Below are 24,111 nucleotides of genomic sequence, written 5' to 3'. Positions count from 1 at the left end.
GGCGGTCTCCTTGAGGGGTGGTGGAGGCCCTCGGGCCCGGTGTCAGCGGCGTCCGAGGTCCATGGCGGTCAGTCTAGGTCGGGCTCGGTGATCGGCGCTTCTCGATTCCTGATCGGTCGCGTCACCTGCTTGGCGACACAAGAAGGCATCCCCGCCGTCTCGTGGGCCGACTCGCGCCGGTAGACGCTGGGCGACACGCCCACCAGCTCGGTGAAGCGTGTGCTGAAGGTGCCCAGCGACGAGCAGCCGACCTCGAAGCAGACCTCGGTGACGTTGAGATCGCCCCGCCGCAGCAAGGCCATCGCGCGCTCGATGCGCCGGGTCATCAGGTAGGAGTACACCGATTCGCCGTAGGCCAGCCGGAACTGGCGGCTCAGGTGCCCGGCCGACATGCCGGCGTCGCGCGCGAGGGCGTCCACGTCCAGCGGCTGCGCGTACTCGCGGTCGATGCGGTCGCGCACGCGGCGCAGGCGTGCCAGGTCGCGCAAGCGCTGCGCCTCGGTGGGTTTGTGGGTCGCCTAGTGTCCTGTCCCGCAAATAACTGTCATTGCGACGGGCCGCAATGGGGATGATCGGGAGGCACCGAGCCGGGCAGATACCGGGCGGTATCTGCTCGGCTTGGCAACGCTGCGAGCGCCCCATTTCGGCCCGCCAGAAATGCCGAAAGTGGGTTCGACCAGATGGCGCGCTCGCGCGCCCGGCCATCAGGGCAGATACGCTCGGTATCTGCCCAGCTGTCCGGCCGCACCATCATCACCATCTGGTCGAATCTCAATGGCAGTTATTTGCGGGACAGGACACTAGACGATCGTGCCAGATCACCCCGGCGCGCTCAAGTCCGCAGATTCGGTGCTCGGCCGGCCACCGGGCCGCCTGCTCAGCGGCGCACGGCCGCAGCAGACGGGTCCCGGCTTTCGAGGTAGGCCGCGAGCCACGCGCAGACCGAGGCCAGCTCGGCCTCCACCGGCGACAGCCGCCCGCGCACGGCCGGGTGGTCCTCGCGAAGGGCCGTCTCCAGTTCGCGAGCCAGGTCCGCCAGGTGCAGCGCGCCGACCAGGCCAGCCGACGAGATCAGTGTGTGGGCGGTGCGCGCCGCGCCCTCGTGGTCTTGCGCCGACAGGCACTGCTGCAGTGCGCCGACCACGTCGCCCGCGCTGGCAACGAAACGCTCGGCCACCCGGGCGTAGAGATCGGCCCTGCCCATGCAGCGCGCCAGGCCGGCCTCGATCGACACACCGGCGGGTCGCAGGGCCACCGGATCGCCGGCGCCGGCTTGGCCCTGCCCCGCCGGCGCATCCGGCATCCACTTGGCCAGGACGCGGAACAGCTCGTCCGGCACGAAGGGCTTGGTGACGAAGTCGTCCATCCCGGCTTGCTGGCACATCGCCCGGTCCTTGGCCATGGCGTGCGCGGTCATCGCAACGATGGGCAGCCTCGCCCACCTCGGGTCGGCCCTGAGCCGGCGGGTGGTTTCGTAGCCGTCCATCTCGGGCATCTGCACGTCCATCAGCACCAGGTCGAATGGCGCGGCGCCGATCTTGGCCAGCGCGTCGCGGCCCGAGCTGGCGACCTCCACGCTGACCGCACACACATCCTCGAGCAGCTCCCTGGCCACGATCTGGTTGATGTCGTTGTCCTCGACCAGCAGGATCCGCCGGCCCTTCAAGGCGGCGTAGGTGGGCAGCTCGCCGGCAGAGGGCACCGCGTCGGGCGCGGCGCCATCGGACGCCGCAGTGCCGAACTGGGCCGTGAACACGAACTCGCTGCCCTGACCGAGCTCGGAGCTGGCGACGATCTCGCCGCCCATCAACTCGACCAGGCGCCTGCAGATGGCCAGCCCCAGACCGGTGCCACCGTACACGCGCGTGGTGGAGGCGTCGGCCTGGTTGAAAGGCTCGAACAGCCTGCGCACCTGCGCCTGCGACATGCCGATCCCGCTGTCGCGGACCGAGAACCGCAGCACGACCCGATCGGCCGGCAAGGGCTGGTGCGCGTCGTGCACGTCGGACCGCTCCACCCGCAGCAGGATCTTGCCCCGCTCGGTGAACTTCACGGCGTTGGAGCACAGGTTCAGCAGCACCTGCTCCAGGCGAAGCGAGTCACCGATCAACAGGTCGGGCACCCCCGCGCCGACATCGAGCTTCAGCGGCAGGCCCTTCTCCTGGGCGCGCATGCCGGCGATCGCCATCACGCTGTCGAACACGTCTCGCAACGAGAACGCCTGCTGCTCCATGTTCAGCTTGCCGGCCTCGATCTTCGAGAAGTCGAGGATGTCGTTGATGATGCCCAGCAGCGAATGAGCCGCCGTCTTGGCCATTGCCAGATAGCCGCGCTGCTTGGCGTGCAGTTCGCCCCGCAGCGCCAGATCGATCATCCCGATCACCGCGTTCATCGGCGTGCGGATCTCGTGGCTCATGTTGGCCAGGAACTCGCTCTTGGCCTGCGTGGCCGAGTTGGCGGCGGCAAGCGCAACGGTCAGCGCCTCGGTCCGCTCGGTGACCAGCTTTTCGAGGTGGTCCCGGTGCTGGATGAGCTCTTGCTCGGCGTTCTTGAGCGCGGTGACGTCGAAATTGACACCGACCATGCGCTGCGCCTTCCCCTGTTCGTCGCGCACGGTGCGGCCGAAGCTGCTCAGCACATGCACCGAGCCATCGGGCCAGATGACCCTGAACTCGGTCACGAACTCGCGCTCGCCCCGCAGGGCGGCGATGACATCGGCCTTGGCCCGCTTCAGGTCGTCGGGGTGCACCCAGGCCGACCAACGCACGCGGCCCTGCGCGTGGTCTTCGCGGCGCATGCCGTACAGGCGGTACATCTCGTCGTCCCAGACCAGTTCATCGGTGACGACGTTCCAGTCCCAGATGCCCATCCGGGCTGCGCTGGTGGCCAGCTGCAGGCGCTCGGTATGGCGGTTGAGCTGCGCCGCCATGTCGTTGAACGACTCGGCCAGCACGCCCAGCTCTTCGAGCCGGCTGTGCGCGATGCGGTGGTTGAGCTCGCCCCGCGCCAGGGCCCGGGTGGCATCGGAGATGCGGCGGATCGGCGCCGTGACCAGCTCGGCCAGCAGCACGGCGACGATCAACGACAGGATCAGCGCCACCACCAGCACCTTGGCCGTGCCGACGTTGCCCTCGCGCACGCCCGACAGGTAGTAGGCCTCGGGCATCGCCGTCAGCAAGATCCAGTCGGCATGGCCACCGCCGCGGTCCTGGTAGGGGGTGGCGTGGGCCAGCCAGGTCTCGCGCGACAGCGGCTTGGCGGTGACGATGTCGAAGCGGAACGGCAGGCTGGCGTGCAATGCCGCCAGGCCACCGGGGGCCTGGCGCAGCGTGCGAAGGGTCTGGTCGACCACCAGGTCCTCGCGCACCGCGGCGGGCAGCTCGCCGGTCGGCAGGCGCTCGCCGCTGCGCAGCGACGAGGCCACGAGGCCGCCGGCGCGGTCGATGATGAAGGCCCTGCCGCTGCGGGCGATCGGCAGTTGCCACAGCAGCTCGTCGACCGTCTCGCCGCGCCCGGCGCCGGCCTGGGCACGCTCGAGGTGTTCGTCGAGCTTCAGGTTGATGGTTTCGGCGATCTCTTCGTGCAGCCGGCTGGCGAGCTTGGTGGCATCGGCCTGGGCATTGCTCAGGGTCAGGTAGGCGGTGGTCACCACCATGGCCAGCACCAGCGCGATGAACGGAGCGACCAGCACGATCCGCACCGGCAAGCCTTGGGCGGCGGCGGCATCAAGGCCAGTCGCCGCGGCGCCGCTCTCCCAGGCCGGTTCGGTGCTGCGCCAGCGGCGCTCGCGGGCATGGCCTGGGATGTCGGCCCAGAACAGGCCGAAGCGCCGCGCCAGGGGCAGCGCCGCCAGCATCGCCCACGGCGCGAGCAGCCAGGTGATCGAGGTGGTGAAGAACAGTGCCGGCGTGATGTTGCGGTAAGAGATCTCGGCCGAGAATTTCTCGGAACAGATGTAGCCCCAGAGCTGCGGCTCGATGGCCATGAACAGCAACACGTGTGCGCCATACCAGCCCCAGGTTCGCGCACGCCGGAAATCGGGGTTCTTGCCGATGAGTTGCAGCGCAACCCAGAAGCACGCCGGGTTGATGAAGTAGCCCTCCAGCCAGTTCAGCAGGAAATTCGGCGGCACCCCTTCGATCAGGTCGGACAGCCCGTAGGCCAACGGCACGGCCAGCAGCGCCGGGTAGCCGAACAGCACGATGCACAGGAAGACACAAAGGTCCTTCAGCGACTCGAAGGTCTGCGCGCCGGGCACCAGCACGATGAACGAGCCGAGGTAGCCGGTGGCCAGGATCAGCACGAAGGTCAGCGCCACGCTGAGCAGCGCCTTCGCGTCCCAGGTCTGCTGGATGCGGCCCAGGCCCCAGCGCCCGCCCGGGCGCAAGGCGAATCCGCCATAAGCCGCCAACATCAGCAGCAGGCCGAGCAGGTACGCAAAGCGACCCCAGACTTCCATCAAGGGCAGCGGGACGGCGCTGAACAGGGTTCCCAGCGATTTGATGATCGCGTCTATGCTGACCTCCCATCGGTACAGCCTGAACCTAACGCACCAGCGCATGCTACGCCAATGGCGCAGCGAGGGCGAATAAATGACAGTCGGCGGCCCGTGTCGATTCCAGCGCCACCCGATCGTCGAGCGAATAGGCGCCGCCGTCGCGGCCCACCACCTGCCACCGAAAGGATCCACCATGGCCACCGGCACCGTTCGTCTGCACCGCGTGCTTCGCACCAAACCCGAGCGCATCTACCGCGCGTTTCTCGATGCCGATGCGATGGCCAAGTGGCTGCCGCCCCATGGCTTCACCTGCAAGGTTCACCACCTGGACGCCCGGGTCGGCGGCACCTACAAGATGTCGTTCACCAACTTCTCGTCGGGCAACGGCCACGCGTTCGGCGGCGAGTACATCGAGCTGGTGCCGAACCAGCGGATCCTGTATACCGACCGCTTCGACGACCCGAACCTGAACAGCGAGATGCGCACCACCATCGACCTGCGCCCGGTCGCCTGCGGCACCGAGCTGACCATCGTGCAAGAAGGGCTGCCCGAGGTGATCCCGGTGGAGATGTGCTACCTGGGCTGGCAAGAGTCGCTCGAGCAACTGGCCCGGCTGGTCGAGCCCGAGATCCCGGGCTGAGCCGGCCGCCCCGGCCACCGACTGCGCCGCCATCCCACGCCCCCACCGGAGGGTTCACGTGCTTCAAGGATCCTGTCATTGCAACGCCGTCCAGTGGACGTTCAAGGGCATCCCCGAATCCGCCACCGCGTGCAACTGCACGGTCTGCCGGCGCTACGGCGTGCTGTGGGCTTACGACTTCGAGGGCGAAGGCATCAGCGTCTCGGGGCCGACCCACGCCTACATTCGCGGGCGGGCGATCGAGTTTCATTTCTGCCCGAACTGCGGCTGCGTCGCGTTCTGGCGCGGGCGGCGAACCGAAGAGGACGGGCGGGTGCGCATCGCCGTGAATCTGCGCCTGACCGAGCCCGGGCCGATCGCGCGGGTGCCGATCGACCATTTCGACGGCCTGGACACGTTCGACGATCTGCCGAGAGACGGCCGCTGCGTCGGCGACTACTGGTTCTGAGGCGCCCTGAACTTTTCGACGCGTGAACTGGCGTGGGCGTGGTTCGCCGCCACGCTGCTGAGCGGCGCGCCGTCGACCGCCTATGCCTGGTGGTCGGGCGGTGACCCGTGGGAAGCCACCTGGGCCGCGGGCGCGATGCTGATCGCCGCCGGCTCACCGCACGCCGCGTTGTTCGCGGCCGCGGCCGTGGTGCACGGTTCGGTGTCGGTGTTCTGGGCCGGCGTCGCCGGCATGCTGCTGCCGCGCCGGCACACCACCGGGTGGGCGATCGCGCTGGCGGTGGCCATCGGTTGGCTGGACCTGCGCGTCATCGCGCCACACTGGTTCCCTTCGGTCCAGGCGCTGGCGTTCTGGCCGCAGATGGCCGACCACCTGATGTGGGGCGCATGCCTGGGCGTGGTCTTGCAGAGGCAGAGCGCCCGCCATCCCCGCCCGGCCGAGTGAAAGACCGGCCCGTCAGGGCGCCGCCGGCACCGCACTGGCGCGGGGCGCCGGCTCGGCTGGCGTGAAGTCGTCGGCGCTGAGCAGCTTGCCAAAGAACAAGCGGCAGGCCAGCAGCAAGACCCCGGCGCTCGCGACGAGGATCGCGTGCATGCCCCAGAACTCGCGGCCCGGCATCGTGTCGAGGAAACCGGCGAGCCAGCCGACGAAGGTGTTGCCCAGGAACAGGTGCAGGTAATACACGCCGATCACCATGCCCTCCAGCCGCCGCGGCGCAGCGCGCGAGTACAGCGCCAGGCCCACCGGCAGGATGTTGGCGAAGCCGAAGTCGTTGACGATCGTGTAGGCCAGCGTCCAGGCGAAACCCACCTTCTCGTTGGTGCCCTCGACCATGCTGGCGGCCAGCGCAATCAGCGCCGGGCCACCGGCGGCCAGCAGCGAGCCGAGCGCCATCTTCATCAGGTCGTCGGGCTCGCGCCGCCGTGTGGCCCACCAGCGCCAGAAGGCGATCGAGGCGACCATCGTCGCGGTGCTGATGAACGCATCGACCGCCTGCAGCCAGGTCACCGGCACCTGCCAGCCGAACAGGACGAGGTCCATGTACTTTTGCGACCACAGCGGGAAGGCGTTGTAGTACTGCTGGTTGCCGACGATCGACAGCATCAGCACCGGGATCAGCAGCACCAGCAGCGCGAAGCGGGTCTTCTCGGCGCTGGTCATGCGCGCCGGCTCGGCGTGCGAATCGCTGGCGCCCGCGCGCCGAGCCGCCAGGCTCGTCTCGGCCGGCAGCCAGCGCCGGCCGGCGAGGTAGACCACCAGGCCGACCAGCATGCCGACACCCGCGGCACCGAAGCCCCAGTGCCAGGCCACCTTCTCGCCCAGCGTGCCGCAGACGATGGGCGCCAGGATCACCGCGATCTGGATCGCGAGCATGAAGATCTGGAACGCACTCGCGCGCCGCTTGTCGCCCGGCGCATAGAGGTCACCCACCTGGGCCGCGATGTTGCCCTTGAAGCAGCCCACGCCGAGCACCAGGCAGGCCAGCGCGAACAGCAGGCTGCCCTCGAAGGCCATCAGAAAGTGGCCCAGCGCCATCAGGCAGGCGCCGATGACCACCGTCTTCGTGCGGCCGAGCCAGCGGTCGGCCACCAGCCCGCCAAACAGCGGCGTGAGGTACACGAAGCCGGCATACAGGCCGAAGACGACCGAGGCCAGCTGCTGCGGCGAGCGCGGGCCGGTGACGCCCTCGATCAGGCCGCGCAGTCCGTCCAAGCCGGTCACGTTGCCGATGTTCTGCGGCAGGAACAGGTAGTTGCTGAGGTACAGCACCAGCAGGGCCTGCATGCCGTAGTAAGAGAACCGTTCCCAGAGTTCGCAGAAAGCGAGCCAGCCCAGGCCGGCAGGGTGGCCGAAGAAGGCGCGGTCGGTGGGGTCGCCGCGGGCGGCGGGCGTGGCGTCGACAGTGGCAGTGAGAGGTGACACGGTGAGGCGGCTCCCGGCAGTTTTTTTGAAGAAAGCCGCGACTGTCGTCGAAACCGGCCCGCGCGACAACTCGCAACGACCCGCAAAGGGTCACTGGCGCCTGGACACCACACGGCGCGGCGGCGCGGCCGGTGCCGCGCGCCGCAGGTCGGTCAGAGCGACATCGATGGCCGCAGCGCCATCGCCGCCCGCCAGCGTTGCAAGTGCGGGTGCGCATCGCCCGGCTTGACCTTCACGATGCGCGCGAAATCGACCGCCACCACTGCGGTGATGTCCGCGATGCTGAAGACGCCGGCGGCAATGAAGTCGCGGCCGGCCAAGTGCTCGTTCAGCATGACGAAAAAGTGCTGCACCCTGGCCAGGCCGCGCTGCGCCAGCTCGGGGATCTGCGGGTAGTCCACCGGGCCGGGCAACGCGCGGTTGGCCATCGCCGGCGCGCTGTTGCGCAGCGCCTCGGCGATCGCCATCAGGCCCTCGAACTCGACCCGCCAGTGCCAGCTGGCGATCTCGGCTTTTTCGAGCGGCGTGCGGCCCTGCAGCGGCGGTTCGGGGTAGCGCGCTTCCAGGTAGGCGGCGATGGCCGCGTTGTCAGTCAGCAGCGCGCCCTCTTCGGTGCGCAGCGCCGGCACGGTGCATTGCGGGTTGACCTGGCGGTAGGTCTCGCCCAGTTGCTCGCCGCTGCGCAGGTCGACCTGCACCGTGTCGTGGGCCACGCCTTTTTCGGCCAGCAGGATGCGCGCGCGGCGCGGGCTCGGCGCGGTGGCGCAGTCGTACAGGGTGATCATGGTGGGGTGGTCCTTGCGCTGTCGGGCTCTCAGCCCTGGGCGGCCAGCTTGTCGAAGTCGGCCGCGTCGTGGCGCTCGTGCAATTGGCTGGACGGCTGGCCCCAGGTGCGGTTGACCATGCGGCCACGCTTGACCGCCGGGCGCTGCGCGATCTGATTGGTCCAGCGCAGCACGTGGGTGTATTCGTGCACTTGCAAAAACTCGCCCGCCTCGTACAGCTGGCCCTTGACGAGTGTGCCGTACCAGGGCCACACGGCCATGTCGGCGATCGTGTAGTCGTCGCCCGCCAGGTAGGGCCGCCCGGCCAGGTGCTGGTCGAGCACGTCGAGCTGGCGCTTGACCTCCATCGCGTAGCGGTCGATGGCGTATTCGATCTTGGCCGGTGCGTAGGCGTAGAAGTGGCCGAAGCCACCGCCGAGAAACGGCGCACTGCCCATCTGCCAGAACAACCACGACAGGCATTCGGCACGCTCGGCGCCGCCGGCGGGCAGGAAGGCACCGAACTTCTCGGCCAGGTACAGCAAGATCGCGCCGGACTCGAACACGCGCACCGGCGCCGGCCCGCTATGGTCGACCAGCGCCGGGATCTTCGAGTTCGGGTTGGCCTGGACGAAGCCGCTGCCGAACTGGTCGCCATCGTTGATGCGGATCAGCCACGCGTCGTACTCGGCGCCGGCGTGGCCGAGCGCAAGCAGCTCTTCGAGCATCACCGTGACCTTGACACCGTTCGGCGTGGCCAGCGAATACAGCTGCAGCGGGTGGCGCCCCACGGGCAACGGCTGGTCGTGGGTCGGGCCGGCGACCGGGCGGTTGATGTTCGCAAACCGCCCCCCGTTGCCTGGGTTCCACGTCCAGACCTTGGGCGGCGTGTAGGCGGGCGAATCGTCCATGCGGTGTGCTCTCCAGGCGGGGTCGGGCCCGACGATAGCAGCCGCCCCGCCGGCACCGCGGGCCGGGCCGAAAGCCCCGCGGCGGCGGCCGGGTTCATGCCCCGGCCACACGCCGCTGCGCGGTTTGCCGCCAGCAATTTGACGGTGGTCAAACCGGCCGGTGAACGCCGCGGCGCGCGGAACTAAGCCCGAAACCAATCCCACTTCAAGCGATGGCATTGGCCCCTGGCCGGCCAATATGGGCTTATCTTTGCCAACTGTCCCCACAGCGACCAGCGTTCATCCATGAACATCGAACTCAACCTGCCGGCGCACCCGCAAACGCTGATCCAGCTGGGCGAGCTGCTGCGCAAGCCCGACCTCAACCTCAGCGACGTCAGCCAGCTGATCGAGAAAGACCTGTCGCTCGCGGCGGCGGTGATGAACACCGTCATCTCGCCGCTGTACGGGTTGAAGGGGCGCGTGCAGAGCGTGCAGCAGGCCGTCACCTTTCTGGGGGTGCGCGAGATCTCGGCCATTGCCTACGAAACCGGCTTGCGCTCGGCGTTCCCGCAGGTGCCCGAGCTGCACGCGGTATGGGAGCGTGCCCGCATGCGCGGCATGCTGATGGGCCGCATGGCGCAGGCGCTGTCGATGGAGGCCTGGAGCGCCCACACCGCCGGCCTGTTCGAAGAATGCGGCAAGGCGGTGCTCTACGCCAACGCGCCGGACGTCTACCTGCCGCTGCTGAAGAACGCCGTCAACGACGGTGCGCTGGTCGAGCTGGAGCAAAAAGCCTTTGGCGTCGACCATGCCGAGGTCGGCGCGCGCCTGTGCGAAAGCTGGGGCCTGCCAGCCGCCACGGTCAACAGCGTGCGCCACCATGTGATGACCAACCTGACGCATCGGCTGCCGCAGGTGTCGCACCGCTATGTGTGCGTGCTGTCGACGCTGGCCGACACGCTGATGAGCGCACCGGACGAACTGGAGCAAGTCGTCTCCAAGGTCGCGCCGCAGGCGATGATGGACCAGACCTCGCTGCTGCGGAACCTGCACCGCGTGAAAGACAAGATCGACGACACGCTGGCCAACGGCTGAAACCGGCCAGCGCTCCCCCACGACGCCCTCTTCGGAGGGCGTTGTCGTTTCGGGCCGGCGTTGGTGGAAACGGGTGCGCTGTCTTTTGACGTTAGGGCGACCCGAGCCGTCGTCACCCGACGGCCGCGTGTGCAAGAAGCTCACCCGTGCGATTGCGCCTAGACTGCGCCGCACGATGCCCAACCAACCCGCTGCTCGCCACTCATTTTTGATCAACCGTCGTGATGCACTGGCCCTGGCAGCGGGTGCTGCCGCGGCCGCCTCGGCGGGCCTGGGCGCGGGCTGCGCGCTGATCTCGCCGCCGGCCGGCTTCGACGCCTGGGCCGATGGTCTCGCGGCCGACTGGGTCCGCCTGTCGCCCGAGCGGGCCACCTTCACGCAGTACTTCGGTGGCGCCGAGCAGGCGCTCATCGACCGCCGGCTGACGCCACAAACCGCCGAGCATCGCCAGCACCAGCGTGACACCGCCCGCGCCGGTCTGGCGCAGCTGGCCCGCTTCGACCCGGCGGCGCTGACGCCCGAGCAGCGCACCAGCGCTGCGACGATCGGCTGGAGCCTGCAACGCACGCTGGCGGCCGAGCCGTTCGAAGATCACCACTTCGTCTTCAATCAGTTCGGCGGGCTGCAGATCCGGCTCGTGTCGCTGTTCGACGAAGCGCAGCCGCTGCGCGCGCCGGCCGACGCTGGCATCTTCGTGGATCGCCTGTCGCAGGTGGCCGGGCGCATCGACGAGGCCATCGCCCGCGTGCGCGGCGCGGCGGCCAAGGGCCTGCTGCCGCCGCGCTTCATCCTCGAACGGGCACGCACGCAGGTGCAGGACTTCCTGGCCCCACCGGCGCCGAAGAACCTGTTCGTCCAGGCGCTGGAGCGGCGCAGCGCATCGATCGACGGCCTGGCGGCGGCCGACCGCGCCCAGGCCATCGCCGACGCCACCCACCTGGTCGACACGCAGATCCGCCCGGCGTGGCAGCGCCTGCTCGCGCTGATGGACGAGTTGCACCCGCGCACCAACGACGATGCCGGGCTGTGGCGCTTGCCCGACGGCGGCGCGGCCTATGCCCAGGCGCTGGCCACCGCCACGACCACCACGCTGAGCGCCGACGAGGTCCACGCGATCGGGCTGCGCGAGGTGGCGCGCATCGAGGGCGAGATGGACCGCGTGCTGGCCTCGCTCGGCCGCCGCGACGGCAGCGTCGAAGATCGCATGAAAGCGCTGCGCACCGAGCTGCAGCCACCGGGTGAGCCCGACCCGCGGCCGGCGCTGATCGAGCGTTTCAAGGCCTACGTGGCCGACAACCAGCGGCGCAGCCAGGCGCTGTTCAACCTGCAGCCCTCAGCGCCAGTGGAAGTGCGCCGCGAGCCGGCGCTGACCGAGAAGACCGCCGCCGCGCACTACAGCATCCCCGCACCGGACGGCAGCCGCCCCGGTGTCTTCTGGGCGCCGCTGCCGGGGCCCGTGTTCAATGTGCCGGGCATGCGCAGCCTGGCGGTGCACGAGGCGGTGCCGGGCCACCACTTCCAGCTCGCGATCCAGCAAGAGCGCCGCGACCTGCCGCGCTGGCGCCAGCGCCTGGTCTTCGGCGGCGGCAGCGCACACGGCGAAGGCTGGGCTTTGTACGCCGAGCGGCTGGCCATCGACCATGGCTGGTACGAGGGCGACCCGCCGCAGCTGCTGGGCGCGCTGGACAGCCAGCTGTTCCGCGCCCGCCGCCTGGTCGTCGACACCGGCCTGCATGCGAAGCGCTGGACGCGCGAGCAGGCCATCGCCTACGGCATCAGCGCACAAGAGGTGGAGCGTTATGTCGCCAACCCCGGCCAGGCCTGCGCCTACATGATCGGCATGCTGCGCCTGCTGGACCTGCGCGACCGGGCTCGCCACGCCATGGGTGCCCGCTTCGACGCACGGGCCTTCCACGACCTGGTGCTGAAGACCGGCTCGGTGCCGCTGGACGTGCTGGGCGAGGTGGTGCAGCGCTGGTCGGGCACCGTGTGATTCACCCGGCAGGCGGTGGCCGGGCGGGTCTTCAACCTAGGGGCAGCCGCACAAATGTGTGTCGGGAAGCAACCAGGGAGCGGTAAACAAAGCGGTTAGCTACGAAGCATGACGGCAGTGTGACGAGAATCACGCTCCATCGCCAGACCGTCTGTCCCGAGGTCCGACGTTGAACGCCAGCGATGGCGGTCGCGGCCCGGCCCAGCCCCATGCGCTTCATCCTGCAGTTGTTTTATGCACCCGCCATCCGCACCGTGTCGGAGGCGCAAGCCCTCGCCCACCGGCGGCGGGAGGCCACCGCGAGCCAGCTCGCCCGTTTTCGCGCCTTTGCCGACGCCTGTGCCGACAGCTGCGCCGACACCGCCGCGCAGGCCGGGCTGGAGATCGACGATGCCGCGGACGCGGTGCTGGCCGTCACGCTGCGCCCCTCGGCCGGCCCGGCGCTGGTGATCCCGCTGGCGCGGGCGGCCGCTTCGGCAGGGTTGCATGTGCTCGATCCGCAGAACCAGCTGCTGTACCGCGCCGATGGCCACATCGTCGACGCGCGCGGCGGCGTCGCGCCGATGCCACCGCTGCCCAGTGCTGCCGCCGTCTCGAAAGACGCCGTGCTGGCCCATGTGCGCGCTCGCTTTGCCGAGCGCTTCGTGGCCCAGGGCTTCGTGCCGGGGGCCGGCCAGACGGTCGTGCGCCGCGGCGACACGATCGACCAGAAGGTCTGCTTCGATGCCGAGCAGCTGGCGGATTCGGTGCGGCTGCGGGCCTGGGTGGCCTTTCAGTGCCCCGACGTGTCCCATGTCTGGCAAGACGCGCTCGGCGACGCCGCCGCGCCCTCGGCCCAGCGCCTGTGGAGCGAGCCGCTGCCCGACGTGACCCTGCGGCCGAGCGAGCTGGCGACCGGCCCGGTGCGGCCGGCCGACGATGCTGCGGTGCAGTCGCTGCCCGACGCCGACCGCTGGCTCGAAGGCTTTTGCACCTGGTTCGCCAGCACCGCCCTGCCTCGGCTGGACGTGGTGCGGCGCGCCGCCGACCTCGGCCGCCTCGCGCTGACCGACACCCAGCTGAAGCAACTGCCCCGCCGCCACGACCTGCCGCCCTGCGAGCAGTACAGCCGGCTGGTGCTCGCCGCCGCCTTCGACCCCGAGCGCCTGCCGCTGTGGACCAACGCGCTGCGCGGCCGGTCGATCGGCGTGGCCACCCCCGACCGCCAGCGCCTGGACCGCCTGGCCGCGTTCTTGCAGGCCTGAGCGCCCCTGGCGCTCAGGCCATCGACAACACCAGGCCCACGTCCGGCGGCACCTGGCCCGCCAGCGCCTGCGCATAGGCGGCCTGCACCGCCGCGGCGCCGGCGCCGTGCCGCACCGTCAACCACCCGCGCGCCATCGGCACGAAACGGTGCCATTGCTCTGCCACGCGCGGCTCGATGCCGCCGCGGCCCCAATCCTGGGCCCGTTTGCGCAGCCGGTCCGGCGCGAAGAAGAAGATCGGCTTGACGCCCGGCACCGGTGACTTGGCGCGTGCGGTGTCGCGGTGCGACAAGCCGACCGCGCAGCTGTAGGCCAGCTGGTCGCCCAGGTGCTCGTGCACCTGCTGGCGCAGCGTGGCGCTGCCGGCGAAGTCGACATACACCGTGGCCCGGTCGGCCGGCAACTCGGCCAGCTGGTCGTAGCCCAACACGCGCTGATAACAGCCCAGCCCCGCGACGAAGCCGCGGTTGCCGGCCGAGGTCAGGCCCACCACCTCGGCCCCGCCGCGCCGGTGCAGCAGAAACGCCAGGCCGATCGCCGTCTTCGCCGACGCGCTGGACAGCACGACCCGCGTCGCGCCAAAGAAGCCCTCGTCGGCGAGAAAGTCGTCGATCAGGAACGAGGTGATGAACATCGGCCGCAGCAGCGCCTGCAGGTCTTCGTCTTCGCGGCGGTAGCCGGGGTCGCCGGCGGTGCGCAGGTACAGGTTATAGGCTGCGGGCAAGGCCTGGCGGTGGGGCGTCGCGTCGACGAAGCTGGCGTCGGTCACGCGCTGCGGGCGCAGCACCAGATGCGTGGCCATCGGCCAGAAGCCGTAGATGCGCTCGCCGGGCGCGAGGCCTTCGCAGCGCGACTCGACCACGTCGGCAAAACCCCAGACCGGGATCTGGCCCCAGCCCTCGGGGGCGGGAAAGAACTGCCAGTAGCCGATCGAGTCGCCGGTCTCGGCGTAGGTCACGTTGTTGGCGGTGAACGCGAAGCAGTCGACCTTCAGCAGCAGTTCACCGTCGCCCAGCGGCGGCAAGGTGTGCTCGAGGGTGTCGGTGCGGGCCAGGTCGTTGCGCGCAACCACGAAGGAACGGGTCAGGGTCATCGGGTCTCCTGATGGCTCGAAGCCGGGGTGGCGAGATGGTCGCAGGCCGCCGGCGATGGGCCGTGTCACCGGTGCGACGAACGCGCTCTGAGAAAATGGCGGCACAAGAACGAGGGATTCGATGATGAGAATGAGAAGAGCGACCGCCCGCCAATGCCTGGTGGCCGTGGCGGTGTTGGTGGGTTGGTGGTGGCACAGCTATGCCGACGCGGCCCCCAGCCGCAGCGCAGCTGGCAACGCCCGCAGCGCGCCCAGGCGCTGACGCCGCCCCCGAGGCGGGCCATCGAACCGATGGCCCAGGGCCGCCGACCACACCGGCCGGTCAATAGCCGATCCCGCGCGCCATCAGCGCCGCCAGCACCGGGATCAACGCGATCAGCACAGCTTCGGCCAGCATCCACCGGCGCAGCGCGCGCATTGCCGCGACCTCGGGCACCACGCCCCGCTTGCGCCAGCGGATCAGCCGCACCGTCGGCACCGCCGACAGCAGGCCGATGACGACGAAGACGCCAATCTTGGCCCAGAACACCTCGTTGTGGGCGTAGTAGACCCAGCCCTTGGCGCCATAGACGGCGCGGGTGAAGCCGGCCGCCACCACCGCCATTGACAACATGCCGTAGGCCCCATCGAGCGCGCCCAGCTGGCGCAGGCGCCCGGCGTCCGGCGCGGCACTGGCCAACGCCAGCTCGGCGAACAGCACGGCCACCAGCGAGAACACCAGCAAGTGGTGCAGCGAGGCCAACACGGCGTCCGGGGCGATCGGGCTCATGGTCATCTTTCTATTGTCTGGACAAACCGGCGAGCTGTTTGGGTTCGACGCCGAGCAACTGGCCCACCCACTGCAGTGGGCATGTCACTAACTTGTTAAAAGAGTGGTCTCCCGCGCCGGACGTCACCCAGCTGACCAATCGAATACCAATTCCCGGATCGAGGGGATCAGCCTCGGGTTTGCACCGACCCATCACCTCGCCAGCCGAGCCGCCGTAACCAGCGGTTGCCGATCTTGCCGCGCCGCAGCGTGCTGCCCCGCGCAGCGCGGGCCCGGGTGACTAGCATCGACACACGAGTCATCAATGACCACCCCACCGCCTCTGTTCCGGAGTACTCCATGCCTGGCCAATCCCTGCCGTTCACCCGCCCCACCCTGCACCTGCTCGCCGCCGCCAGCCTGTGCGCCCTGTGCGCCACCACCTGGGCCGCGGCGGGCCCGGCGGTGACGGTCGATGCCACCGCCGGCAACCACAGCATCAGCAACGACATCTACGGCATGAACTACGCCTCGGAGGCGTTGGCCAAGGACCTGAAGCTGCCGGTGCGGCGCTGGGGCGGCAACAGCACCACCCGCTACAACTGGAAGAACGACACCTACAACACCGGCAGCGACTGGTACTTCGAGAACATCCCGAACGCGCTGCCGAACGACGGGCGCACGCTGCCCAATGGCTCGGCCGCCGACAAGTTCGTCGAGCAAGACCGCCGCACCGGCACCCAGACGCTGATGACGCTGCCGATCACCGGCTGGGTCGCCAAGCGCCGGCCGCCGAACGACAACCACCCGTTCGACTGCGGCTTCAAGGTCAGCGTCTACGGCGCGCAGCAATCGGTCGACCCGTGGGACACCGACTGCGGCAACGGCGTCAAGACCAACGGCACCAACATCACCGGCAACAACGCGACCGACACCAGCCTCGCGGTCGGCACCCCGTTCGTGCAGGACTGGGTTCGCCACCTGATCGCCAACTACGGCACCGCCGCCAACGGGGGCGTGAAGTTCTACAACCTCGACAACGAGCCCGAGCTGTGGCGCTTCACGCACCGCGACATCCGCCCGCAGCCGCTGAGCTACGACGAGCTGCGTGACCGCACCTGGGAGTACGCCGCCGCCTTGAAGGCGGTCGACCCGAGCGCGCAGACGCTGGGCCCGTCGGGCTGGGGCTGGACGGCCTATTTCTACTCCGACCTCGACACCGCCCAGGGCGGCGACTGGTGGAACCACCCGCTCGACCGCAACGCCCACGGCGGCGTGCCGCACGCCGAGTGGTACCTGCAGCAGATGAAGGCCTACGAGCAGCAGCACGGCAAGCGCATCCTCGACTACCTGGACGAGCACTACTACCCGCAGGCCAACGGCGTGTTCTCGAACAACACCGACGCCGCCACCAACGCGCTGCGCCTGCGCTCGACCCGCGCCCTGTGGGACCCGACCTACACCGACGAAAGCTGGATCGCCGACAAGGTGAACCTGATTCCGCGCATGAAGAGCTGGGTGGCCAACAACTACCCCGGCACCAAGCTGGCGATCAGCGAATACAGCTGGGGCGCACCGGGCCACATCAACGGCGCGCTGGCCCAGGCCGACGTGCTGGGCATCTTCGGCCGCGAAGGGGTGGACCTGGCCACGCTGTGGTCGCCGCCGAACGCCAACGACCCGGTGGCCTTCGCCTTCCGCATGTACTTGAACATGGACGGCAAGGGCGGCCGCTTCGGCGCCTATGCGGTGAAGGCGACCAGCGCCGACCAGGGCAAGCTGGCGGTCTACGCGTCGCGCCGCGGCAAGAAAGGCGCCATGACCTTGATCGCGGTCAACAAATCCGGCACGCCGCTGAGCAGCGCGATCACGTTGAGCCACTTTGCCGCCGGCACCAATGCCAAGGTCTACCGCTACTCGCCGGCCAATCTGTCGGCGATCCAGCACCTGGCCAACACCCCGGTCAAGGCTGGCGTGATCAATGCCGATCTGCCGGCCGACTCGATCACGATGTACGTGGTGCCGGTGGCCGCCAACTGAAGCGCAACACTGCACCACGCCAAGCTGCCAACTGGTTCACACCCGAGCCGCCAGCCCCTCCATTGAACGTGGGGGGTAGGCGGCCGGGCGGGCCGTTGGGCGCCTTCGTCACGCGACACTCTTGGTGTCACGAAGACGGAGGGATCGTCCATGACGAGCATCAGCATGCAGGCGGCGGATCGGGCGCAGCCTGCGACATCGGCCAAACTGGCCAACGATTCGGCCAACAAATTGGCCACCGACCCGGCCCACGGTTCGACCATCACCCCGGCAACGGCCCGCGCCGGCCTGGCGCTGGTGGCCGCGGCCAGCCTCGCCGCCTGCGGCGGTGGCGAAGACTCCACCGCGCCGGCCTCACCCGCAGCGGCCTCACCCGCAGTGGCCGACACGCGGCGCCATGCGCAGCGCCTGGCCGGTGCCGACACGCGCGTGGCCTACACCCCCGAGGAACTGGCCGCGGCCTTTGCCCCTGACGGCCAGGGCGCGGTCAATGCACAGGTCGCCGCGCGCTTCCTGATCCACGCCAGCCACGGGCCCACCGTGTCGACGCTGGCGGCCGTGCGCACCCAGGGGCTGGCGCCGTGGATCGAGAGCGGCTTCGCCGCGCCACGCGGCGAGCGCCATGTCGACCGCATCTTCGCGCAGCGCGACGCACTCGGCGGCTGGCTCTACGACATCCCGACCTTCGGCCCGCCGAACTCCGAGTTCATGATGAACGAGGCCTGGCGCGCCTTCATGACCGGGCCCGACGCGCTGCGCCAGCGCATCGTCGCCGCGCTGCTCGAGATCTTCGTCATCACCACGCGCGTCGGCATCATCGGCATCGGCCAGAACCAGATCACCGCGGCCGCCTTCGTGGACATGCTGAACGACCGCTGCTTCGGCAACTTCCGCGACCTGCTCGAGGGCGTGACGCTCAGCTCGGCGATGGGCGTGTACCTGTCGTACCGCGACAACCTGAAGGCCGAGTACGGCCCCGATGGCGTGCCGACCCGGGTACCCGACGAGAACTACGCGCGCGAGCTGATGCAGCTGTTCTCGATCGGCCTGTACGAGCTCAACCCCGACGGCAGCCTGAAGCTGAAGAAGGGCAAGCCGCGCGAGACCTACACGCAAGACGACGTGTTCAACCTGGCCCGCGTGTTCACCGGCTGGCGCGTGCCCAAGCCGCTGCCGGGCGAGCCCGACATGAACGAGTGGAGCAAGCCGATGGTCGCGGTGGCGGCCAACCACTCGCCCGAAGAAAAGCGCTTCCTGGGCAAGGTCATCCCGGCCGGCACCAAGCCCGCCAACAGCCTGAAGCGCGCGCTGGACACGGTGTTCGCCCACGCCAACGTCGGCCCGTTCATCGGCAAGCAGCTGATCCAGCGCCTGGTCACCAGCAACCCCAGCCCCGCCTACGTGGCGCGCGTCTCGGCCGCCTTTGCCGACAACGGCCACGGCGTGCGTGGCGACATGCGGGCGCTGATCCGCGCGGTGCTGCTCGACCCCGAAGCCCGTGCGGGCGACACCGGCGGCGGCGACCTGGCCAACATCCGCGGCAAGGTGCGCGAGCCGATGCTGCGGCTGGTGGCCGTGGCGCGGGCCATGGAGGCGGGTGACCCCGGCACGGTGGTCTTTCCGATCGCCAACTTGAGCGGCGCGTCCACCGGCGTCGGCCAGGCCCCGCTGAAGTCGCCGTCGGTCTTCAACTTCTTCCGCCCGGGGTATGCGGCACCGCAGTCCGAGCTGGGTGCGCAAGGGTATGTGGCGCCCGAGTTCCAGCTCGTCAACGGGCCGGTGATCGCGGCCTCGATCAACAAGATCAACGAGTTCGTGCGCGACGCCGACGACTATCTGCTGATCGAGATCGGCCACCTGCGGGGCCTGACGCCACGCGCACTGGTCGAGCGCGTCAGCCTGCTGCTGACCGGCAACAGCGTGCCGGCCGCCGACCTGGATGCGTTCACGCAGATCGTCAACAAGGTCTCGCCGTTCGACCCCAAGCTGCGCGTGCAAGTGGCGCTGCAGCTGGTCGCCTCGTCGGCGGCCTTTCTTGTTCAAGCCTGGTGAAGGGGCGCACGATGAGCCAGATTTCCCGCCGCGCCTTTCTGCGCCACGCCAGCCGTTTTGCCGCCCTCGGCGCCGCCGCCCCGCTGGGCCTGAGCCTGGCGTGGATCGGCGCTGCCTCGGCCGCCACGCTGCCCGACGACTACCGCGCGCTGGTCTGCGTGTTCCTCTACGGCGGCAACGACAGCCACAACACCATCGTCAGCTGCGACGAACCCACCCACGCGCGCTACAGCCAGGCCCGCGGCAACCTGGCGCTGGCCCGCAACGCGCTGCTGCCCTACCAGCTGGACCCTGCCCAGCCCTGGCCCGACGAGCAGGCCTTTGCGCTGAACCCGGCGCTGCAAGCGCTGCTGCCGGTGTTCAACAGCGGCCAACTGGCGATGGCGATGCGGGTGGGCACCCTGCTGCGGCCGGTGACGCGTGACGACTTCTTCGCCCAGCGCCACCTGCCACCCAAGCTGATGTCGCACAACGATCAGTTCAGCGAATGGCAATCGCTGCTCGCCGAGGGCGCGCAATCGGGCTGGGGCGGGCGCATCGGCGACCTGCTGGCGGCCGACGCCGGCCAGCAAGGCTCGCTGTTCACCGCCATTTCGCTCGACCAGAGCGCGGTGTACTCCACAGGCAGCGCGGTCAACGAGTTCATGGTCGCCTCGAGCGGGCCGGTGCGGCTGGCGGCGATCCCCGGTGCGCCCGGCTCGGACGCAGCGATCTACAACGCCCTGACGCGGACCAGCAGCCACCTGATGGCGCGCGAGCTGACGCGGCGCACGCAGGTGGCCGAAAGCGGCGCCGGCCAGCTCGACAGCGCACTGGCCGGCATCGGCGATTTCAACCTGCCGCCGACCACGCTGGGACTGCAGCTGAACATGGTGGCCCGGTTGATCGCGGCGCGCAGCGCGCTGGGCCTGAAGCGCCAGACCTACTTCGTCTCGCTTGGCGGCTTCGACCTGCACAACGGCATGGCCAGCACCCACGGCCCGCTGCTGCAAGAGGTGGGCGACGCGATGGCCGCCTTCCAGACCGCGATGAACACCGCCGGCCTGGGCGACCAGGTGCTGAGCTTCACTGCGTCGGACTTCGGCCGCGCGCTGACCATCAACGGCGACGGCACCGACCACGGCTGGGCCGGCCACCATCTCGTGATGGGCGGCGCCGTCAAGCCGAAGCAGTGGGTGGGCGCGGTGCCGCGCTGCGAGCTGGGTGCTGCCGACGAAGTGGGCCAGGGCCGCATGCTGCCGGCGATCTCGGTCGACCAGCTCGGCGCAACGCTGGCCACCTGGATGGGCGTGCCCGACAGCGACCTGGCCACCGTGTTCCCGAACATCGGCGAGTTCGCCACCCGCACGCTCGACCTGTTGCGTTAGGCCTCTTTCCCCTCGGGCCCGCGTGAAGCACTCGCGCGGGCCCTTTTCATGTCAATCCGACGCAGCCCCGAAGGCCTAACGGTTTTGTGGAGTTGCATCGGCGTCGGCCCCGACGATCCGCCCAGATCATCACGATCCTTCAACGAGCTGGGTGGTCCGAAGGGCAAACGCTATTGACGCTGTGCAGGGCCGCCAAAGATAAAGGCGGCCTTGCAGTAACACCATGTAGTCGCTCCCCATGAAGTACCACCACCGTTCGACTTTGATCGCCGTCTCGATGCTCGCGGGCCTGGCCGGTTGCGCCACGCCCGTCCACTTCGAATCCGACCCCCCGGGCGCCGAGATCGTTTACGAGCAACGCCTGCAGACGCTGGGAACGACGCCTTTCGATCTCACCATCAACGACGACTTCGGCTGGTTCAGCGTCTACCGCTTCACGGCCACCCTGGCCGGCTACGAGCCGGTCACGCTCGAATTCCGCGAACGCACGCCGCTGGATGCGCAGCAGGTGGTGCCTTCGCTGGTGCGCTTCGAAATGAAGCCGAAGCAGGTCGCCTCCAGCGCTGCGGCGGCGTCGAGCGTCGCCGAGTAAGCCGCGCCGGCGCGGCCCGCGGCGCCGGCCTCAAACGGGGTCTTTGTCGAAGGCCACAACGCCCGGCGGCAGCTGGACCCACGGGTGCCGCCGGCAGTCGTACACCGACACCCGCGGCGCTGGGAAACCCGGGTCGGCAAACGCCCCCACCGCCACGCTGACACCGCCGTCTTCGCCCACCTCGGTGTGAAAGAGGTTGGTCCCGCAGACCGGGCAGAAACGGAAGACGAACTGCGCGCCCTGGTCGCCCGTGCGCAAGTACTCGGTGGCCTCACCGCTGACCTGGTACGGCGCAGCAAAGCCCGCCAGCGCGGCAAACACACTGCCCGTCCTGCGCTGGCAGGCGAGGCAGTTGCAGATGCCGACGCCTCTCGGCTCGCCATGTACTTCGATGCGCAGCTGGCCACAGCTGCACGATGCTGTTCGGGTTGTCATCGCCGTCTCGACGTTGGTTGGGGTACACGCCGTTGGCCGCTTGGGCAACGACACCCGCATGTTGCCAGCGCCAAGAGGCATCGGGCCCGCGCAGACGACACCGCGCAGGCCCGGCGAGCCCGTCGCAACAGGCGGTCAGAACCCGTCCAGCACCGCCTTGCCGATGCTGCGGCCGCTTTCGACGTGGGCCTGCGCTTCACGCAACGTGGCCAGGCTCAGTGGGCCGAAGTGGCGGGTCATCGTGCTGCGCAGCGTGCCGGCGTCGACCGCGGCGGCGACCTGGGCCAGCAGCTCGCCCTGCTTGGCGATGTCGTCGGTCTGGAAGCGGCTGCGGGTGAACATCATTTCCCAGTGCAGCGAGAGCGACTTGGCCTTCAGCGGGCGCGCGTCGATCGGCTCGTTCGAGTCGTCGATCAGTGCCAGCTTGCCTTGCGGCGCCAGCGCGTTGATCAGCGCGGCGTAGTGCTGCTGCGTGTGCGTCAGGCTGGCCACCAGGTGAACCGGGCCCAGGCCGGCCGCGACCAATGCCTGGTCCAGCGGCTGGGTGTGGTCGATCACGTGGTGGGCGCCCATCTCTTGCACCCAGGCTTGGGTGTCGGGCCGCGACGCGGTGCCAATCACCTGCAGCTGGGTCAGCCTGCGCGCCAGCTGCACGAGGATCGAGCCGACCCCGCCTGCCGCACCCACCACCAACAGGCACTGGCCCTGGCCGCCGCCGGGCGCCACGCCGAGGCGGTCGAACAGCATCTCCCACGCGGTGATGGCCGTCAGCGGCAAGGCCGCCGCCTGCGCAAAATCGAGCTTGGCCGGCATGCGGCTGGCGATGCGGGCATCGACCACCTGGCGCTCGGCGTTGCTGCCCTGGCGGTCCAGCGCACCGGCGTACCAGACGCGGTCGCCGATCGCAAAGCCTTGCACGGCGCTGCCGACCGCGAGCACGGTGCCGGCAGCGTCCCAGCCCAGCACCCGCACCTGGCCTTCGGGCACCGGCATGCCGGCGCGCACCTTCACGTCGACCGGGTTGACGGACACGGCCTTCACCTGCACCAGCAGGTCGTGGGGCCCGGGGCTGGGCTCGGGCAGGTCGACCAGCTCCAGCGCATCGGCGGCGCTCAGCGGTGCGGGGTGGCGGTGGGCAATGGCTTTCATCGTGGGTCCTTTGGTCCAGCAAATCGGGTGACAACGGACGGCATCGTGCCGCGCCGACGGTCAACAAACCAGACGTGGCAGACTGCGTCACTCACAAACCAGGTTTGTCAGTCAAAGGACCCGTGATGCCACGCCGCGCCCGCTCCGAGCCCACCCCGCAGTTGCCGCTCGAGCTGCCGTCGTTGCGCCTGGCGCTGCGCGTGGCCGAGCTGGGCAGCGTGGCCGCCGCCGCGCGCGAGGCCGACCTGCTGCCGGCCACCGCCACCGCGGCGGTGCGACGGCTCGAAACACAGCTGGGCGCAGCGCTGTTCACCCGCAACACGCGCGCGCTGAAGGCCACCGTCGAAGGCGCGCTGTTCCTCGAGCGCGCGCGCCACGCACTGGCCCTGCTGGACCAGGGCACGGCCGAGTTGCACGCGCCGTTGACGCAGGTGCGCGGCACGCTGCGCCTGTCGGTGTCGACCGACCTCGGCCTGCATGTGTTGCGGCCGATGCTCGACGAGTTCATGGTGCTGCACCCGCAGCTGCAGCTGGATCTGCGGGTCGGCGACCGGGTCAGCGACATCGGCCGCGAGCCGGTCGACGTGGCGCTGCGCTACGGCGTGCCGGCGTCGGGCGAACAGATCGTGCGCCTGATGGCCGACAACACCGCGGTGCTGGTCGCTTCACCGGCCTACCTCGAACGCGCCGGCACGCCGCGCACCCCAGCCGACTTGGCCACGCACCAGGGCATCGTGCTGCGGCTGTCGGGCCGGCCGGGCCATGTGTGGACGCTGCTGCGCGGCGATGAAAGCGTCGACGTGCAGCCGCGCCCGCGGCGGGCCGCCGACAACGGCCTGCTGGCCCGGCTGTGGGCGCTGGACGGCCACGGCATCGTGCTCAAGTCGCGGCTGGACGTGGCGGCCGACCTGCTGGCCGGCCGGTTGGTGCGGGTGCTGCCGGGCTACGAGAGCCAGCCCTACCCGCTGACGATGGTGTTCGCCCGCGGCACGCACCTGAGCGCGCGCATGCGGGCGTTGGCCGACTTTCTGCAACCGCGCCTGCAGGCGCTGGCCACCAGTGTCAGCGACGCAGCGCTGCGCAGTTGACCCAGCGCAAGCCGATCACGGCACGCCGGTGCACCATCTCCCACCGATT

At 69.6% G+C, this 24,111-nt stretch carries 21 protein-coding genes; 12 read left to right on the top strand and 9 right to left on the bottom strand.

Annotated elements, in window-relative coordinates:
• Positions 1 to 68: 68 nt before the first annotated feature.
• Together ACE3SG_RS15850 and ACE3SG_RS15845 are read right to left on the bottom strand one after the other, a co-directional pair.
• Positions 69 to 488 (bottom strand): helix-turn-helix transcriptional regulator, encoded by a 420-nt coding sequence (locus ACE3SG_RS15850; protein ID WP_374566514.1) that lies wholly within the window; start codon positions 486 to 488, stop codon positions 69 to 71.
• Positions 489 to 877: 389 nt separating this feature from the next.
• Entirely contained in the window at positions 878 to 4,459 is a 3,582-nt protein-coding gene (locus ACE3SG_RS15845) for a response regulator (protein WP_374566512.1), read from the bottom strand.
• Positions 4,460 to 4,691: 232 nt separating this feature from the next.
• Between ACE3SG_RS15845 and ACE3SG_RS15840 the strand changes: the two genes are divergently transcribed.
• The 3 genes from ACE3SG_RS15840 to ACE3SG_RS15830 all read left to right on the top strand — a co-directional run bounded on the left by ACE3SG_RS15840 (position 4,692) and on the right by ACE3SG_RS15830 (position 6,030).
• Positions 4,692 to 5,138 (top strand): SRPBCC family protein, encoded by a 447-nt coding sequence (locus ACE3SG_RS15840; RefSeq protein ID WP_374566511.1) that lies wholly within the window; start codon positions 4,692 to 4,694, stop codon positions 5,136 to 5,138.
• A 58-nt stretch (positions 5,139 to 5,196) separates the two neighbouring features.
• Positions 5,197 to 5,586 carry a GFA family protein gene (locus tag ACE3SG_RS15835; protein WP_374566509.1) on the top strand — a complete coding sequence of 130 codons (390 nt, stop codon included), beginning with the start codon at positions 5,197 to 5,199 and terminating at the stop codon, positions 5,584 to 5,586.
• Between the two features lie 135 nt (positions 5,587 to 5,721).
• Positions 5,722 to 6,030 (top strand): hypothetical protein, encoded by a 309-nt coding sequence (locus ACE3SG_RS15830; RefSeq protein ID WP_374566507.1) that lies wholly within the window; start codon positions 5,722 to 5,724, stop codon positions 6,028 to 6,030.
• Positions 6,031 to 6,042: 12 nt separating this feature from the next.
• Here ACE3SG_RS15830 and ACE3SG_RS15825 read toward each other — a convergent pair whose 3' ends face one another.
• From ACE3SG_RS15825 to yghU, 3 genes are all read right to left on the bottom strand, one after another.
• Positions 6,043 to 7,509, bottom strand: a complete 1,467-nt coding sequence (locus ACE3SG_RS15825) for a peptide MFS transporter (RefSeq protein ID WP_374566505.1) — start codon at positions 7,507 to 7,509, stop codon at positions 6,043 to 6,045.
• 152 nt (positions 7,510 to 7,661) lie between these two features.
• Positions 7,662 to 8,294: a glutathione S-transferase family protein gene (locus ACE3SG_RS15820; protein ID WP_374566503.1), complete on the bottom strand. Its 633-nt coding sequence runs from the start codon at positions 8,292 to 8,294 to the stop codon at positions 7,662 to 7,664.
• Positions 8,295 to 8,323: 29 nt separating this feature from the next.
• Positions 8,324 to 9,184, bottom strand: coding sequence for a glutathione-dependent disulfide-bond oxidoreductase (yghU, locus tag ACE3SG_RS15815; RefSeq protein ID WP_374566501.1), 861 nt, complete (start codon positions 9,182 to 9,184; stop codon positions 8,324 to 8,326).
• A 285-nt stretch (positions 9,185 to 9,469) separates the two neighbouring features.
• Here yghU and ACE3SG_RS15810 point away from each other — a divergent pair, with 285 nt between their 5' ends.
• From ACE3SG_RS15810 to ACE3SG_RS15800, 3 genes are all read left to right on the top strand, one after another.
• A complete protein-coding gene (locus ACE3SG_RS15810; RefSeq protein ID WP_374566499.1) occupies positions 9,470 to 10,261 on the top strand; it encodes an HDOD domain-containing protein in 792 nt (263 codons plus the stop codon).
• Between the two features lie 208 nt (positions 10,262 to 10,469).
• A complete protein-coding gene (locus ACE3SG_RS15805; RefSeq protein ID WP_374566497.1) occupies positions 10,470 to 12,254 on the top strand; it encodes a DUF885 family protein in 1,785 nt (594 codons plus the stop codon).
• Positions 12,255 to 12,463: 209 nt separating this feature from the next.
• A complete protein-coding gene (locus ACE3SG_RS15800; RefSeq protein ID WP_374566495.1) occupies positions 12,464 to 13,498 on the top strand; it encodes a hypothetical protein in 1,035 nt (344 codons plus the stop codon).
• 13 nt (positions 13,499 to 13,511) lie between these two features.
• Here the strand turns inward: ACE3SG_RS15800 and ACE3SG_RS15795 are convergent, their stop codons facing one another.
• Complete coding sequence (locus ACE3SG_RS15795) at positions 13,512 to 14,591, bottom strand: DUF2855 family protein (protein WP_374566493.1); 1,080 nt, start codon at positions 14,589 to 14,591, stop codon at positions 13,512 to 13,514.
• A 124-nt stretch (positions 14,592 to 14,715) separates the two neighbouring features.
• Between ACE3SG_RS15795 and ACE3SG_RS15790 the strand changes: the two genes are divergently transcribed.
• Positions 14,716 to 14,853, top strand: coding sequence for a hypothetical protein (locus tag ACE3SG_RS15790; RefSeq protein WP_374566492.1), 138 nt, complete (start codon positions 14,716 to 14,718; stop codon positions 14,851 to 14,853).
• 60 nt (positions 14,854 to 14,913) lie between these two features.
• Here the strand turns inward: ACE3SG_RS15790 and ACE3SG_RS15785 are convergent, their stop codons facing one another.
• The gene (locus ACE3SG_RS15785; protein WP_374566489.1) at positions 14,914 to 15,360 is read right to left on the bottom strand and encodes a DUF2214 family protein; all 447 of its coding nucleotides are present in this window, start codon (positions 15,358 to 15,360) and stop codon (positions 14,914 to 14,916) included.
• Between the two features lie 339 nt (positions 15,361 to 15,699).
• Between ACE3SG_RS15785 and ACE3SG_RS15780 the strand changes: the two genes are divergently transcribed.
• The 4 genes from ACE3SG_RS15780 (at position 15,700) to ACE3SG_RS15765 (ending at position 21,390) form a co-directional block, all read left to right on the top strand.
• Complete coding sequence (locus ACE3SG_RS15780) at positions 15,700 to 17,379, top strand: glycoside hydrolase family 44 protein (protein WP_374566487.1); 1,680 nt, start codon at positions 15,700 to 15,702, stop codon at positions 17,377 to 17,379.
• Positions 17,380 to 17,529: 150 nt separating this feature from the next.
• Positions 17,530 to 19,431, top strand: coding sequence for a DUF1800 family protein (locus ACE3SG_RS15775; protein ID WP_374566485.1), 1,902 nt, complete (start codon positions 17,530 to 17,532; stop codon positions 19,429 to 19,431).
• Positions 19,432 to 19,442: 11 nt separating this feature from the next.
• Positions 19,443 to 20,798 carry a DUF1501 domain-containing protein gene (locus ACE3SG_RS15770; protein ID WP_374566483.1) on the top strand — a complete coding sequence of 452 codons (1,356 nt, stop codon included), beginning with the start codon at positions 19,443 to 19,445 and terminating at the stop codon, positions 20,796 to 20,798.
• A 238-nt stretch (positions 20,799 to 21,036) separates the two neighbouring features.
• Positions 21,037 to 21,390 (top strand): hypothetical protein, encoded by a 354-nt coding sequence (locus ACE3SG_RS15765; RefSeq protein WP_374566482.1) that lies wholly within the window; start codon positions 21,037 to 21,039, stop codon positions 21,388 to 21,390.
• Between the two features lie 30 nt (positions 21,391 to 21,420).
• On the opposite strand, the gene ACE3SG_RS15760 is transcribed toward ACE3SG_RS15765, so the two are convergent.
• On the bottom strand, positions 21,421 to 21,825 hold the full coding sequence (locus ACE3SG_RS15760) for a GFA family protein (RefSeq protein WP_374566480.1): 405 nt from the start codon (positions 21,823 to 21,825) through the stop codon (positions 21,421 to 21,423).
• A 135-nt stretch (positions 21,826 to 21,960) separates the two neighbouring features.
• Entirely contained in the window at positions 21,961 to 22,974 is a 1,014-nt protein-coding gene (locus tag ACE3SG_RS15755; RefSeq protein WP_374566479.1) for a zinc-binding alcohol dehydrogenase family protein, read from the bottom strand.
• 125 nt (positions 22,975 to 23,099) lie between these two features.
• Between ACE3SG_RS15755 and ACE3SG_RS15750 the strand changes: the two genes are divergently transcribed.
• A complete protein-coding gene (locus ACE3SG_RS15750) occupies positions 23,100 to 24,062 on the top strand; it encodes a LysR substrate-binding domain-containing protein (RefSeq protein ID WP_374566477.1) in 963 nt (320 codons plus the stop codon).
• Positions 24,063 to 24,111: the final 49 nt, after the last annotated feature.

Source organism: Ideonella sp. (assembly GCF_041914305.1).
In the GTDB taxonomy this organism is placed as follows: domain Bacteria; phylum Pseudomonadota; class Gammaproteobacteria; order Burkholderiales; family Burkholderiaceae_C; genus Ideonella.
Note: the sequence above shows the minus strand (reverse complement) of the source record. Positions and strands in the feature narration are given on the sequence as shown.